The sequence below is a fragment of the Peribacillus frigoritolerans genome (assembly GCF_004358755.1).
In the GTDB taxonomy this organism is placed as follows: domain Bacteria; phylum Bacillota; class Bacilli; order Bacillales; family Bacillaceae; genus Bacillus_P.
Genome location: NZ_SMZY01000005.1, coordinates 193,108 through 205,032 on the forward strand (window position 1 = coordinate 193,108; position 11,925 = coordinate 205,032).

Sequence of the window (11,925 nt, forward strand, 5' to 3'; positions counted from 1 at the left end):
AGGAGGCTACTTATCATGAGTGATCATCCGATTCAAGGACTTATGAAAACAGCTATGGAAAACCTGAAACAAATGATTGATGTAAACACGATCATTGGTGATCCTGTAGAGACACCTGATGGCAGCGTCATTTTAACAGTTTCAAAAGTTGGTTTTGGATTTGCAGCTGGCGGAAGTGAATTTAATGCCTCAGGCCATGAGGAAAAAACTCATACCGGAACAGGTGCAGGCGGATCATCGGGAGGGCAGAAGCTGCCTTTTGGCGGAGGAAGCGGGGGCGGTGTCTCTATTACTCCAATTGCTTTTTTAATTGTCGGGACAAATGGCATCAAAATGCTGCATCTAGATGAAAGCACGCATTTATATGAAAAGATTCTTGACACTGCTCCCCAGGCGGTAGAAAAAATTCAGGGGATTTTCAAAAAAAATCGCAGCAACAGCAATCAGTCGCAAAATCAGCAGCAAAAAGAAGATTTTGATATTTAATAACAGGCGCCTGTCGTTCAGTGACTGGCGCTTTTAATATGCCGTAACGATTATTTCCCTTACAATAATTTAAATATTTCGTAAATGAACAGGCGTAATCATTGCAAACGCTCTGTAATCAAGCTATATTTACACTGTACATACTTATTAGGGAGGAGTTTTTTTATGGCATCTATTACATTTAAACAAAATCCAGTAACGCTTATCGGCAACGAGGTAAAGGTTGGGGACACGGCACCGAATTTCACAGTCCTTGCAAATGATATGTCTGAAGTTTCATTATCTGACTCTAAAGGACAAGTCCGTATTCTATCTGTCGTACCTTCAATTGATACAGGGGTATGTGATGCACAAACACGACGTTTCAATGAAGAAGCAGCTAAATTGGATAACTTAAAAGTATTAACTGTCAGTGTAGACCTTCCTTTTGCACAAAAGCGCTGGTGTGCAGCTAACGGCATTGAAAATGTCCAAACAGTATCTGATCACCGCGATTTATCTTTTGGAGAAGCGTACGGTGTGCATATCCAGGAATTAAGATTATTGGCTCGTGCTGTATTTGTAGTTGACAGCAATGACAAAGTGACATACGTTGAATACGTAAGTGAAGCAACAGATCACCCGAATTACGATGCTGCAATTGAGGCTGCTAAAGCAGCAAACTGATGATTGCCAAAAAGAACCTCATGTCCCCGGGGCACTGAGGTTCTTTTTTGTTTGCGGAAAAAGAAGGACTCGGGGTTTGCGGCTTGAAATATATAATACTGATCAGTAGAATGAGGAATACGAACATTGAAGGAGGAAACGACCATGCAAGCCGTTTCGAAAGTAGAGAAGCTGTTTAGTTTGATGAACGAATCAGCTGAATTGATTTCAAAAGAATTAAATTGTACATATATAGAGGCAGTCGCTGAAACTGGAGAAAATTTATTTCAAGGTGAAGTACTTCAGGAGGATATGAGCGAAATCGCCAAAAAGAACCTTGCAAAAAAATATGAACAATCTAATATCCGTTCATATGAAAAAGAAGAAATCCGCAAAGCATTCCAGCTCGTTATCTTAAAAGGGCTGAAAGAAGGCGCCCATGCCAATCACCAAATGACTCCTGATACAGTGGGCTTATTCACTGGATATCTTGTGAATAAATTCGCTTCAGATCAAAAGGAAATCTCCATTCTTGATCCAGCAGTAGGGACAGGGAATTTATTAACTGCTGTTCTAAATCATTTGAAACAAGAGCAAACAGAAAGCTTTGGCGTGGAAGTTGATGACCTTCTTATAAAGCTTGCTTTTTTAAATGCAAATCTGGGAGAGCACTCCGTTCAGTTTTATAATCAGGATTCACTGGAACCCCTTTACATTGATCCCGTCGATTATGTCATTTGTGATTTGCCGATCGGCTATTATCCAAATGATGTTGGAGCAGATAAATTCAAACTCAAGGCGGACAGCGGACATTCATACTCCCACCATCTCTTTATTGAGCAGAGTATTAATTACACAAAAGCAGGCGGTTATCTTTTCTTTATTGTCCCAAACCATTTATTTGAATCAAAAGAAGCTCCAAAGCTGAAGGAATACTTGAAAGAACAAGTCATTGTTCAAGGTCTTCTGCAGCTGCCGGAGTCTCTGTTTAAAGACAAACAGCATGCTAAAAGCATTTTTATTCTTCAGAAAAAGGGCGAGGGCGTCGCAGCTCCTAAACAGGCAATGCTTGCGGAACTTCCAAAGTTCTCGGATAAAGCAGGCATGCAGTCGATAATGAAACAGCTGGACAGCTGGTTTGCAGAGAATAAAAAGTGAGATTTATAAAGGAAAGGCCGGTTTCGGTCTTTCCTTTTTTGCGCTGAAAAATCAGAATAAAATGAATATAACCTGTAAACGATTGCATGCGGGAAATGTACTTGAAATGTCTGACATGCAATGTTTAAATGAGAAAGTCAGATAATATTCGGGTTCATTTGTAAAGAATAAGGAAGAGAACCATTTCTTATTTTTAAATAGGCAAAGTGCTTTATATAAAAAGGAGCGGTAAACATAATGGCAAAAGTAATTGCAATTAATGCAGGGAGCTCTTCTTTGAAGTTCCAATTATTCGAAATGCCGGCTGAGGACGTATTAACAGCTGGTCTTGTTGAACGCATCGGTTTAGATCAAGCAGTATTCACGATCTCAGTAAATGGAGAAAAAATTACAGAAACGACTGATATTCCAGATCATGCTGTTGCTGTTAAGATTCTTCTTTCAAAATTAACTGAGCTTGGAATTATCAATTCCTTGGATGAAATTGAAGGGATCGGACACCGTGTTGTTCACGGCGGCGAAAAATTCAATGATTCCGTTCTTATTACACCTGAAACACTGAAAGAAATTGAAGAGCTTTCAGAACTTGCTCCTCTTCATAACCCGGCTAATGTTGTCGGCATTAAGGCTTTTAAAGGGGTTCTTCCAAACGTGCCTGCTGTAGCTGTTTTTGATACAGCTTTTCATCAGACAATGCCGGATCAATCTTTCCTATACAGCCTTCCATACGAATACTATGAGAAATTCGGCATCCGTAAATACGGCTTCCACGGAACGTCTCATAAGTATGTTTCAGAAAGAGCGGCTGAATTATTGGGCCGTCCAATTGAACAGCTTCGTCTCATTTCCTGCCATTTAGGAAATGGTGCAAGTATTGCTGCTATTGAAGGCGGAAAATCCATTGATACTTCTATGGGCTTTACCCCGCTTGCTGGTGTAGCAATGGGTACACGTTCAGGAAATATTGATCCTGCTTTAATTCCTTTCATCATGGAGAAAACGGGTCATTCTGCGATTGAAGTATTGGATATTTTAAACAAAAAATCCGGTCTGCTTGGAATTTCAGGCTTATCATCTGACCTTCGCGATATTACAAAAGCTGCAGAAGAAGGCAATGACCGTGCAAGAACTTCATTAGAAGTATTCGCAAGCAGAATCCATAAATATATCGGATCTTACGCAGCACGGATGTCCGGTGTAGATGCGATTATCTTCACAGCCGGTATAGGTGAAAACAGCATCGACATACGTGAACGTGTCCTTCGCGGATTAGAATTTATGGGTGTATACTGGGATCCAGCTCTTAATCAGGTCCGCGGCGAAGAGGCGTTCGTAAGCTATCCTCACTCACCAGTAAAAGTCATCATTATTCCTACAAATGAGGAAGTTATGATTGCCCGCGATGTTGAGCGTATTGCTAAATAAGAATTGATTAATAAAAAAGGCAGTCATCGTTGATGGCTGTCTTTTTGTTGTCTTCCTTTCCTGCAAACTGCATTAGTGGAAATGCCATGTTTTTGGCACACTATTAAGAAAAGCGGAACCGACTGGTCAGACCCGAAAGTCAGATAAGAATTCTCTCGAAAAGTCCGGTTTTGACTATTTGAGAGAATTTGCTCTGGCCGAGGGGCTAGGAGGTGGAGCTGGACACCAATCCGCAAATTAAAGGAAGGAGCAATCTGTTTGGAAAACGCCTGGCTCTCACTTGTTCCGTTTTTAATTGTTATTGCCCTGTCAATATGGCTTAAAGAAATTTTGCCTGGCCTCATATTTGGTCTGCTGGCAGGGTCTTTTATTGTAAATCCTGATCTTTTAGGAGGTCTGGAAGAAGTCCTGAATTATGTGTTAAAAACACTGTCAGACGATACAAATATAAAAATTATCGGTTTTCTGTATTTGTTTGGCGGGTTAGTCGGAATGATGAAAATATCCGGAGGAATTAAAGGATTCTCCGAGTGGGTGGGGAAGAAAGTTAAGTCAGAGAGGGGACTGCTCAGCATTATTTGGCTGTCTTTGCCTTTCACCTTCATGATGCCGATGTTCAGGATTATGATGATTGGTCCTGTAATAAAATCATTGATGGAAAAAAGCGAGCTGTCGAAACAAAAAGTTGGTTTTACAATGGATGTTTCAACTGCATCAACCATTGTTTTGTTGCCTGCAGGTACAGCATTTACTGGTTTTATGCTTTCACTGGTAGAGGGCGGAATTGAAAGAAATCAGCTGGACCTCGCTCCCTATGAGATTTTTCTCTCAAGCATACCTTTTAATTTCTTTGCTATTGTCATGCTTGTGCTTGGATTGATCAGCACCTTCAGAAAACCTGAAAAACAGAGCCGTGCTAAAAGTGAAAAGGCAGCGGCAGAAGAACATCCTTATCATGGAATTAGCCTTAAGCAGGAGCTTGAAGAAGTAAAAGCCGAGCCTTGGCATTTAATTGTTCCTTTATTTCTTCTTCTCGGACTATCTATGTTTCTTCTTTGGCAGGATGGCAGGGAAAAGGGCGGAAATACAGTATTTCAAGCTTTTGCAAAAGCGGATGCGACATTCGTTATGCTGCTTGCTGTTTTCTTAACACTGGTGATTACTTTCTTGTTTTACAGCATACGCCGTGTCCCGCTGAAAGAAACACTTTATCATTTTTATGATGGCGGCAATCAGATGATGCAGGCAATAATCCTTCTGATTTTAGTATGGGCCCTGTCACTTTCAGCAGAGGATATTGGTTTTTCTGATTTCATCAGTTCGACGCTTGGAAATGTTCTGCCTGCTTCCTTCGTGCCGGTTATTATCTTTTTACTTGGATCTGCTGTCGGTTATTTTATTGGATCCTCCTGGGGGACATGGGGGTTATTTATGCCGCTTGGAATATCACTTGCTGTCGCTTCAGGCGCTTCCATCCCGCTTACTGCGGGTGCTGTATTTGCAAGCGGTGCATTTGGCGCCATGACCTCCCCGCTTGGAGACACTACCATTACTACAGCCTCCATACTTGGGATGCCTGTTGTTGAGTATGCCCGCTATAAATTGAAATTTACCGCAATTGGCTGTGCCGCTGCTGCCGTATTATATGCGGCCGCTGGTTTTTTACTGAAATAATCAGCGGGAAACACTAATTAAGACCAATGAAAACGCCTGATTGAATGTGATATAATTGAAGAAATAATGGAGATGTCTGGAAACAGGAGGAAGGAACATATGACGCTTTCAAATCGGGAAAGTCAGCTGCTTGCAGAAATAAAAGAGTGGGAACAGCAATTAGGGGAGGATTTTCGCTCAGATTTCGGCCGGACGTACGATAAATGGCTAAATCGAAAGCTTAACGAGATTCCTGTGCCGATTAAACGAAAATTTTTTGATAAGCTGGATGATATTCTCTTTCATTTGCATTCTTTCATTCAAAATTCTCATGTGCAGCATGATGCAAGACAGCAGCTGCTCATGACTGCAAAAACGTTTGATGAAGACATTCATCAAATATTTGACCTGAAAAAACTAAGTGTTGATCAGCTGCACTACATTTCAGACTTGCAATTGTCCAAGCACCGGCTTTATTCATTCGTTCAAGGCGGCTTAGCGGGGACAGGCGGATTTCTATTAATGGGCATTGATCTTCCGGCTCAAATGCTGCTGAATCTGCGAGCTGTTCAAATGACGGCTCTAAGCTATGGATATGAAGTGAATTCTCCTTTTGAAATGATGACATCTTTAAAAGTTTACCATGCGGCGCTTCTGCCCAAGCATCTGCGCTATAAGCAATGGGCTGCGCTGACAGAGGATCTTAGAAACCAGGATGTAAATCCGTTTTTTTACGAAGGAGAAGATAAGCTTGCCAATCAGGCGAGCATTGATCACTTAATTAAACAGCTTGTTAAAGTATCCGCTATTACCATGCTGCGTAAAAAGATGATTGGCGGTATTCCATTGATCGGCATGGCTATCGGTGCGGGAATCAACTATCAGCTGACAAGACAAATTACAGATTTTGCCCATCAATATTACCGCTACAGGCTGCTGCTTGAAAAAAAGGGTGCCGATTATGAGTTCTATTGAACATAAATTGCATGCACCTGCGAAGGTATTCTGCAAAATTATAACAGTCAGTGATACTAGAACGACAGATACCGATAAAAGCGGCCAGCTCATTTCGGAACTTATTCAAAATGCAGGCCATGAAATTGTGCAGTATGAAATCATTCCTGATGAAGAAACATTAATTAAAAGCGCTGTTGTAAGCGGATGCAAATCCAGTGAAATTGATGTTATCCTTCTAAACGGCGGCACTGGAATCGCAAAAAGAGACGTCACCATTGAAGCAGTTCAAAGTTTGCTTGAAAAAGAGATCCCGGGCTTTGGAGAGCTGTTCAGAATGCTCAGCTATCAGGAGGATATAGGATCGTCAGCCATCCTGAGCAGAGCTATTGGAGGTGTTGCTGATGACACTGTCATCTTCTCTATGCCAGGTTCAGCGGGTGCTGTTAGTCTGGCAATGGAAAAGCTGATCATTCCCGAACTTGGACACGTTGTCAGAGAGATTAAAAAAGATTTATAATAATGCGCAAAAAACATCACCGTCTCGGGTGATGTTTTTTTATGCATTCCTATTCATTAACCATGCATCCGTTCTGACACGTTTTGATGCAGCCTGAACCAGAGCCATAAGTCATTAATAACAGATGCATGCTCAGATATTTCTGCATTAAGTCGGCAGGATCTTGAAAAATCCTCTTCGTTGTTCAATTCATTCTGTTTAGCATTAATCTGATCTTCTATTTTTGCAATATGATCGGGTATGCTCCCGCGGATCATTTCCCATTGCATCAGGATCGCTTCCTGTTCATGGGGATGAATCTTTTCCCACTCCACTTCGAGGTTTGGACAGTAGATTCCAAGCCTCTCGCTAAAACGAAAATGTCTCATTGCCATTCCCCCGTGCCTAAGCTTTCCTTCATTTTACATGACACTTGTATAAAATTCACGATTATTTCATAAAAATTTTTGCGAAATCTATTGAAAAACCATGGATAACTTGTTAAAGTGGTATTTATCAAATGAATAGTTATGAATCTAAATTAATATTTATACATACGAGAGGGGAAATTAAGATGACTTTAAATAAAAAAGTAGTGTTGGCATATTCAGGCGGTTTAGATACTTCAGTAGCAATCAAGTGGCTTCAGGATCAAGGATACGAAGTGATTGCATGCTGTTTAGATGTCGGTGAAGGAAAAGATCTTGCATTTATTCAAAGCAAAGCGCTGCAGGTTGGGGCTTCTAAATCATACGTAATTGATGCAAAGAAAGAATTTGCTGATGAATTTGCATTGGTGGCTCTTCAATCACATGCTTTATATGAAGGGAAATACCCGCTTGTATCTGCACTGTCGCGTCCTTTAATTGCTAAAAAGCTAGTAGAGGTTGCGGAGCAGGAGAATGCCATTGCAGTTGCGCATGGCTGTACGGGAAAAGGCAATGATCAGGTTCGGTTTGAAGTATCTATTAAAGCTTTAAACCCTGACCTTGAAGTGCTTGCTCCAGTCCGTGAGTGGAGCTGGTCGCGTGAGGAAGAAATTCAATATGCACAGGACAACAATATCCCGATTCCAATTAATCTCGGCAGCCCGTTTTCAATTGATCAGAACTTATGGGGCCGAAGCAATGAATGCGGAGTTCTTGAAGACCCATGGGCAGCTCCTCCTGAAGAAGCATATGACCTGACAAATTCAATTGAAAATACACCTGATACACCTGAAATGGTGGAAATCGAATTTGAGCAAGGCGTACCGGTTTCATTAAATGGCACAGCTTACCCTCTGGCAGAGTTAATCCTCCATTTAAATGCACTTGCAGGCAAGCATGGAGTCGGAAGAATTGATCATGTAGAAAATCGTCTTGTTGGCATCAAATCACGTGAAGTATATGAATGCCCGGCTGCGATTACATTGCTTAAAGCTCATAAAGAATTAGAAGATCTGACTCTTGTAAAAGAAGTGGCACACTTTAAACCCGTTATTGAAATGAAGCTGACAGAACTCATTTATAACGGCTTATGGTTTTCACCGCTGAAGGATGCCCTGCTTGGATTCCTGAAAGAGACACAAGCGTATGTTACAGGAACTGTACGGGTTAAACTTTTTAAAGGTCATGCCATTGTTGAAGGCAGAAAATCTGCATACTCCCTTTATGATGAAAAGCTTGCAACATATACATCTGAGGATTCATTTGACCATCAGGCAGCAGTTGGCTTCATCTCGCTATACGGACTTCCTACTAAGGTCAGCAGCATGGTGCAGGGAAAAAAGAAGGTGAACGTATGAAAAAACTGTGGGGTGGACGTTTTCAAAAAACACCTGAAAAATGGGTGGATGAATTTGGAGCATCCATTTCATTTGATAAAGAACTCGTTCTAGAAGATCTTCAGGGAAGTCTTGCGCATGTTCATATGCTCGGACAATGCGGGATCATTGAACCTGCTGAAGCCGAGCAAATTAAAACAGGCCTTCTTCTTTTAAAAGAAAAGGCTGAAAACGGAGAGCTTGCGTTTTCCGTGGATTACGAAGACATCCATTTGAATCTCGAAAAGCTGCTTATTGATGAAATCGGACCTGTAGGAGGGAAACTTCATACAGGCAGAAGCAGAAACGATCAAGTTGCTACAGATATGCACCTTTATTTAAAAAATCATGTGAAGGAAATTACTCAGCTGATTACTTCTTTTCAGCAGACGCTTTTAGAAAAAGCAAAAGAGAATGTAGAAACGATTTTACCGGGCTATACTCATCTTCAGCGTGCACAGCCAATTTCATTCGCACATCACCTACTTGCCTATTTCTGGATGCTTGAGCGGGATAAACAGCGCTTTAGTGAATCCTTAAAGCGCATCAACATTTCTCCGCTCGGCTGCGGAGCGCTTGCAGGGACCACGTTTCCCATTGATCGTCAATTAACGGCTGAACTGCTTGAGTTTGAAGGGATTTATGAAAACAGCCTTGACGGAGTCAGCGATCGCGATTTTATCGTTGAATTTCTGAGCAACAGCTCTCTTATGATGATGCATTTATCACGCTTATGCGAAGAACTGATTTTATGGTGCAGCCAGGAATTTCAGTTTGTAGAGCTTGATGATACGTACGCAACGGGAAGCTCCATGATGCCTCAGAAGAAAAACCCGGATATGGCCGAATTAATCCGCGGCAAAACGGGACGGGTCTATGGCCATTTATTTGCTTTGCTGACGACTTTGAAAGGATTGCCTCTCGCTTATAACAAGGATATGCAGGAGGATAAAGAGGGGATGTTTGACACAGTCCGGACAGTAGAAGGAAGTCTGCAGATTTTTATTGGCATGATCGGAACGCTGAAAGTGAAAAAAGAGAAAATGAAGAAAGCCACAACAGAAGATTTTTCAAATGCAACGGAGCTTGCGGATTATCTTGCTAAAAAAGGCATGCCTTTTAGAGAAGCACACGAAGTAGTTGGAAAACTTGTTTATACTTGCATTGAAAAAGGCATTTATTTAAAAGATCTTTCACTCGAAGAATACCAGGATGCGTCTTCTTTATTTTCTTCAGATATATTTGAAACAATCGATCCATATACGGCGGTTGCCAAAAGAATAAGCGATGGCGGCACGGGTTTTTCAAAAGTAAAAGAAGCGATAGTTAAGGCTGATAAAGCATTACTGTGAAATTTGAAGGTTTTACCATCGTAAACAGGTCCATTTTCACAAACGATAGTAAAGAAAACACTATCTGAACTTAAAGGAGCTGTAACCAATGGGAAAAGAAAAAGATCCAAAAAATCAATCTGCTTATTATGATTATGAAGGAGAAAATGAAACATCACAGCTAATTACAGATGCTTATTCAAGCGGAGTAGTTGAACAGCAGTACGAACAAAATTTCCTTCAGGAAAATCTGCAGCCGCGAGACGAAGATAAAGAATAGTTTTTATTCAAAGACAAGAAAAAGTCATCAATCATGATGACTTTTTTCTGTTTTAATAAGGATCAAGCAGAGCAGGCCAGAAAAGATAAATGTAAAAAAACCAGGTGAAAAACGATCAGGAATGATGAAATAAATACATATCCCGCAAATAATGGCGATTGCAGCTCTTCCGTTTATTTGCTTTGAGGAGACTTGTGATGATTTGAAATTATTCATTACAAATTCCACTACAATAACTGCAGATAGTGGAATAATCGCGGATCCCAACAAAGAAATGAAATAAGAAGCTTCCGTGACAAACGCAGGAATTGTGCTCAAGCTGATGGCTGCTATGCCGAAAACAGCTGCACTTTTCAGTCTTCCAAGTGCAGGGAAAATATTCAGCAGGCTGAAGGCACCTGTATAAGCATTGTTCAGATTGATTGAAAACATCGATAAAATCGAACATAGTAAAATGACCATCACGACTGGAGTGGAATCAGTTAACGTGCTTGCTGATATGAAGGGATTCAGCTTGTTATAATAAAAGGCACTATATGCCCCAAAGCAGGCTGTCAGGAAAAATCCAAAAAAATTGCCGGCATATAATCCGAAAAATCCATGCTTAGGAGATTTTGCATATCTCGCCATATCCGCTGAAGCGCTGACTCCAGAAATATACTGGACAAATACAAGGCTTGCATAGAGAAGCATTGTCAAAAAGACAGAATTTGAGTTTATGGGCATATCAGATGCTGAAGGCGCTGCTGACCTTGTAGTAAAATACAAATAGAAAATAACTCCTTGTCCAGCAAGCAAAAAAGGCAGGAAATATTTTGTGATTTTTTTTACAGCATCAAAGCCTGCAGCTGCAATTGCAGCCATGCCTGATCCAAGCAGCATAGCCAGGGGAGCGAATTCAAGTTCAATTTGAAAGTAGCGTCGGCAGATCTCAATGATCATCAGTGTTCCGCCTATTGTTTGAACGCAGAACCAATACAGTGATGTAATAGTGCGCACCGGTGAAGAGAAAAAGCGCGCTCCTTTTGTTCCAATAAAAGACCTTATCGCATATTGTGCAGGAATTCCGTGAATTGAGCCGGGAAGCGATAAAAGCGAAACAAAAAAGAAGGCTAGAGAAGCTCCAATCACTGTGCATAGTACTGCCTGAAAAAAGGAAAGTCCCCCTTCCATAACGGCCAGCGCAGGAAGAAGAAAATTGCCTGCATTAACAGAAAACGATAATTGAACGATAAAATAGTCAAACCAGGAAGTGCTGCGAAGTTCCTTAGGGACAGCCTCTAATCCGAATTGTTCAACTTTTGATGCGATTGCAGAATGGGCCATGATTTTTCCGCCTTTGTTAAGTATTCATTTTATGCAGCTTGAGCATCTGCGGACTCTTCGGGTGAATTCTTATCTGTCTGCCCGAGCCTGAACAGTCAGTTCCGCTTTTCGTTATTGTCTAGCTCCACCGCCCAACTCCTCGGCCAGAACGGCTCCGTCTGTAAAGGCAAAAAGCGCCTTTTCAGCCGGATCCTTATCTGTCTGTCGGAGCTAACCGGGCGCTTCCGCTTTTCGTTATTGTCTAGCTCCACCGCCCAACTCCTCGGCCAGAACGGCTCCGTCTGTAAAGGCAAAAAGCGCCTTTTCAGCCGGATCCTTATCTGTCTGTCGGAGCTAACCGGGCGCTTCCGCTTTTCGTTATTGT

General features: G+C 41.4%; 12 protein-coding genes. 10 read left to right on the plus strand and 2 right to left on the minus strand.

Features of this window, described 5'->3' with window-relative positions; genetic code table 11:
• Positions 1 to 15 precede the first annotated feature (15 nt).
• From ytfJ to E2R53_RS20350, 7 genes are all read left to right on the plus strand, one after another.
• The gene (ytfJ, locus tag E2R53_RS20320; protein ID WP_070876486.1) at positions 16 to 486 is read left to right on the plus strand and encodes a GerW family sporulation protein; all 471 of its coding nucleotides are present in this window, start codon (positions 16 to 18) and stop codon (positions 484 to 486) included.
• Positions 487 to 651: 165 nt separating this feature from the next.
• Positions 652 to 1,152: a thiol peroxidase gene (gene tpx / locus E2R53_RS20325; RefSeq protein ID WP_070876485.1), complete on the plus strand. Its 501-nt coding sequence runs from the start codon at positions 652 to 654 to the stop codon at positions 1,150 to 1,152.
• 144 nt (positions 1,153 to 1,296) lie between these two features.
• The gene (locus E2R53_RS20330; protein ID WP_133313554.1) at positions 1,297 to 2,289 is read left to right on the plus strand and encodes a class I SAM-dependent methyltransferase; all 993 of its coding nucleotides are present in this window, start codon (positions 1,297 to 1,299) and stop codon (positions 2,287 to 2,289) included.
• A gap of 237 nt (positions 2,290 to 2,526) precedes the next feature.
• Complete coding sequence (locus E2R53_RS20335) at positions 2,527 to 3,714, plus strand: acetate kinase (protein ID WP_133313555.1); 1,188 nt, start codon at positions 2,527 to 2,529, stop codon at positions 3,712 to 3,714.
• A 258-nt stretch (positions 3,715 to 3,972) separates the two neighbouring features.
• A complete protein-coding gene (locus E2R53_RS20340) occupies positions 3,973 to 5,388 on the plus strand; it encodes a Na+/H+ antiporter NhaC family protein (protein ID WP_133313556.1) in 1,416 nt (471 codons plus the stop codon).
• A gap of 99 nt (positions 5,389 to 5,487) precedes the next feature.
• Positions 5,488 to 6,342 carry an EcsC family protein gene (locus E2R53_RS20345; RefSeq protein WP_133313557.1) on the plus strand — a complete coding sequence of 285 codons (855 nt, stop codon included), beginning with the start codon at positions 5,488 to 5,490 and terminating at the stop codon, positions 6,340 to 6,342.
• Positions 6,329 to 6,841, plus strand: coding sequence for a MogA/MoaB family molybdenum cofactor biosynthesis protein (locus tag E2R53_RS20350; protein WP_133313558.1), 513 nt, complete (start codon positions 6,329 to 6,331; stop codon positions 6,839 to 6,841). Before E2R53_RS20345 ends, E2R53_RS20350 begins: the two co-directional genes overlap by 14 nt.
• A 56-nt stretch (positions 6,842 to 6,897) precedes the next feature.
• Here E2R53_RS20350 and E2R53_RS20355 read toward each other — a convergent pair whose 3' ends face one another.
• Entirely contained in the window at positions 6,898 to 7,209 is a 312-nt protein-coding gene (locus E2R53_RS20355; RefSeq protein WP_133313559.1) for a hypothetical protein, read from the minus strand.
• Between the two features lie 185 nt (positions 7,210 to 7,394).
• Between E2R53_RS20355 and E2R53_RS20360 the strand changes: the two genes are divergently transcribed.
• From E2R53_RS20360 to E2R53_RS23395, 3 genes are all read left to right on the plus strand, one after another.
• Positions 7,395 to 8,606, plus strand: coding sequence for an argininosuccinate synthase (locus tag E2R53_RS20360; RefSeq protein ID WP_133313560.1), 1,212 nt, complete (start codon positions 7,395 to 7,397; stop codon positions 8,604 to 8,606).
• The gene (argH, locus tag E2R53_RS20365; RefSeq protein ID WP_133313561.1) at positions 8,603 to 9,976 is read left to right on the plus strand and encodes an argininosuccinate lyase; all 1,374 of its coding nucleotides are present in this window, start codon (positions 8,603 to 8,605) and stop codon (positions 9,974 to 9,976) included. The genes E2R53_RS20360 and argH overlap by 4 nt, the downstream gene beginning before the upstream one ends.
• Before the next feature lie 88 nt (positions 9,977 to 10,064).
• Complete coding sequence (locus E2R53_RS23395) at positions 10,065 to 10,235, plus strand: hypothetical protein (RefSeq protein WP_165971054.1); 171 nt, start codon at positions 10,065 to 10,067, stop codon at positions 10,233 to 10,235.
• Between the two features lie 27 nt (positions 10,236 to 10,262).
• On the opposite strand, the gene E2R53_RS20370 is transcribed toward E2R53_RS23395, so the two are convergent.
• On the minus strand, positions 10,263 to 11,561 hold the full coding sequence (locus E2R53_RS20370) for a cytosine permease (RefSeq protein WP_133313562.1): 1,299 nt from the start codon (positions 11,559 to 11,561) through the stop codon (positions 10,263 to 10,265).
• Positions 11,562 to 11,925: the final 364 nt, after the last annotated feature.

What these genes read in the sequence shown, in the direction of transcription:
- argH (WP_133313561.1), top strand. Translation starts at nt 8,603, where the DNA reads ATGAAAAAACTGTGGGGTGGACGTTTTCAAAAAACACCTGAAAAATGG.
- tpx (WP_070876485.1), top strand. Translation starts at nt 652, where the DNA reads ATGGCATCTATTACATTTAAACAAAATCCAGTAACGCTTATCGGCAAC.
- E2R53_RS20360 (WP_133313560.1), top strand. Translation starts at nt 7,395, where the DNA reads ATGACTTTAAATAAAAAAGTAGTGTTGGCATATTCAGGCGGTTTAGAT.
- E2R53_RS20370 (WP_133313562.1), bottom strand. Translation starts at nt 11,561, where the DNA reads ATGGCCCATTCTGCAATCGCATCAAAAGTTGAACAATTCGGATTAGAG.
- E2R53_RS20355 (WP_133313559.1), bottom strand. Translation starts at nt 7,209, where the DNA reads ATGAGACATTTTCGTTTTAGCGAGAGGCTTGGAATCTACTGTCCAAAC.
- ytfJ (WP_070876486.1), top strand. Translation starts at nt 16, where the DNA reads ATGAGTGATCATCCGATTCAAGGACTTATGAAAACAGCTATGGAAAAC.
- E2R53_RS20345 (WP_133313557.1), top strand. Translation starts at nt 5,488, where the DNA reads ATGACGCTTTCAAATCGGGAAAGTCAGCTGCTTGCAGAAATAAAAGAG.
- E2R53_RS20350 (WP_133313558.1), top strand. Translation starts at nt 6,329, where the DNA reads ATGAGTTCTATTGAACATAAATTGCATGCACCTGCGAAGGTATTCTGC.
- E2R53_RS23395 (WP_165971054.1), top strand. Translation starts at nt 10,065, where the DNA reads ATGGGAAAAGAAAAAGATCCAAAAAATCAATCTGCTTATTATGATTAT.
- E2R53_RS20335 (WP_133313555.1), top strand. Translation starts at nt 2,527, where the DNA reads ATGGCAAAAGTAATTGCAATTAATGCAGGGAGCTCTTCTTTGAAGTTC.
- E2R53_RS20330 (WP_133313554.1), top strand. Translation starts at nt 1,297, where the DNA reads ATGCAAGCCGTTTCGAAAGTAGAGAAGCTGTTTAGTTTGATGAACGAA.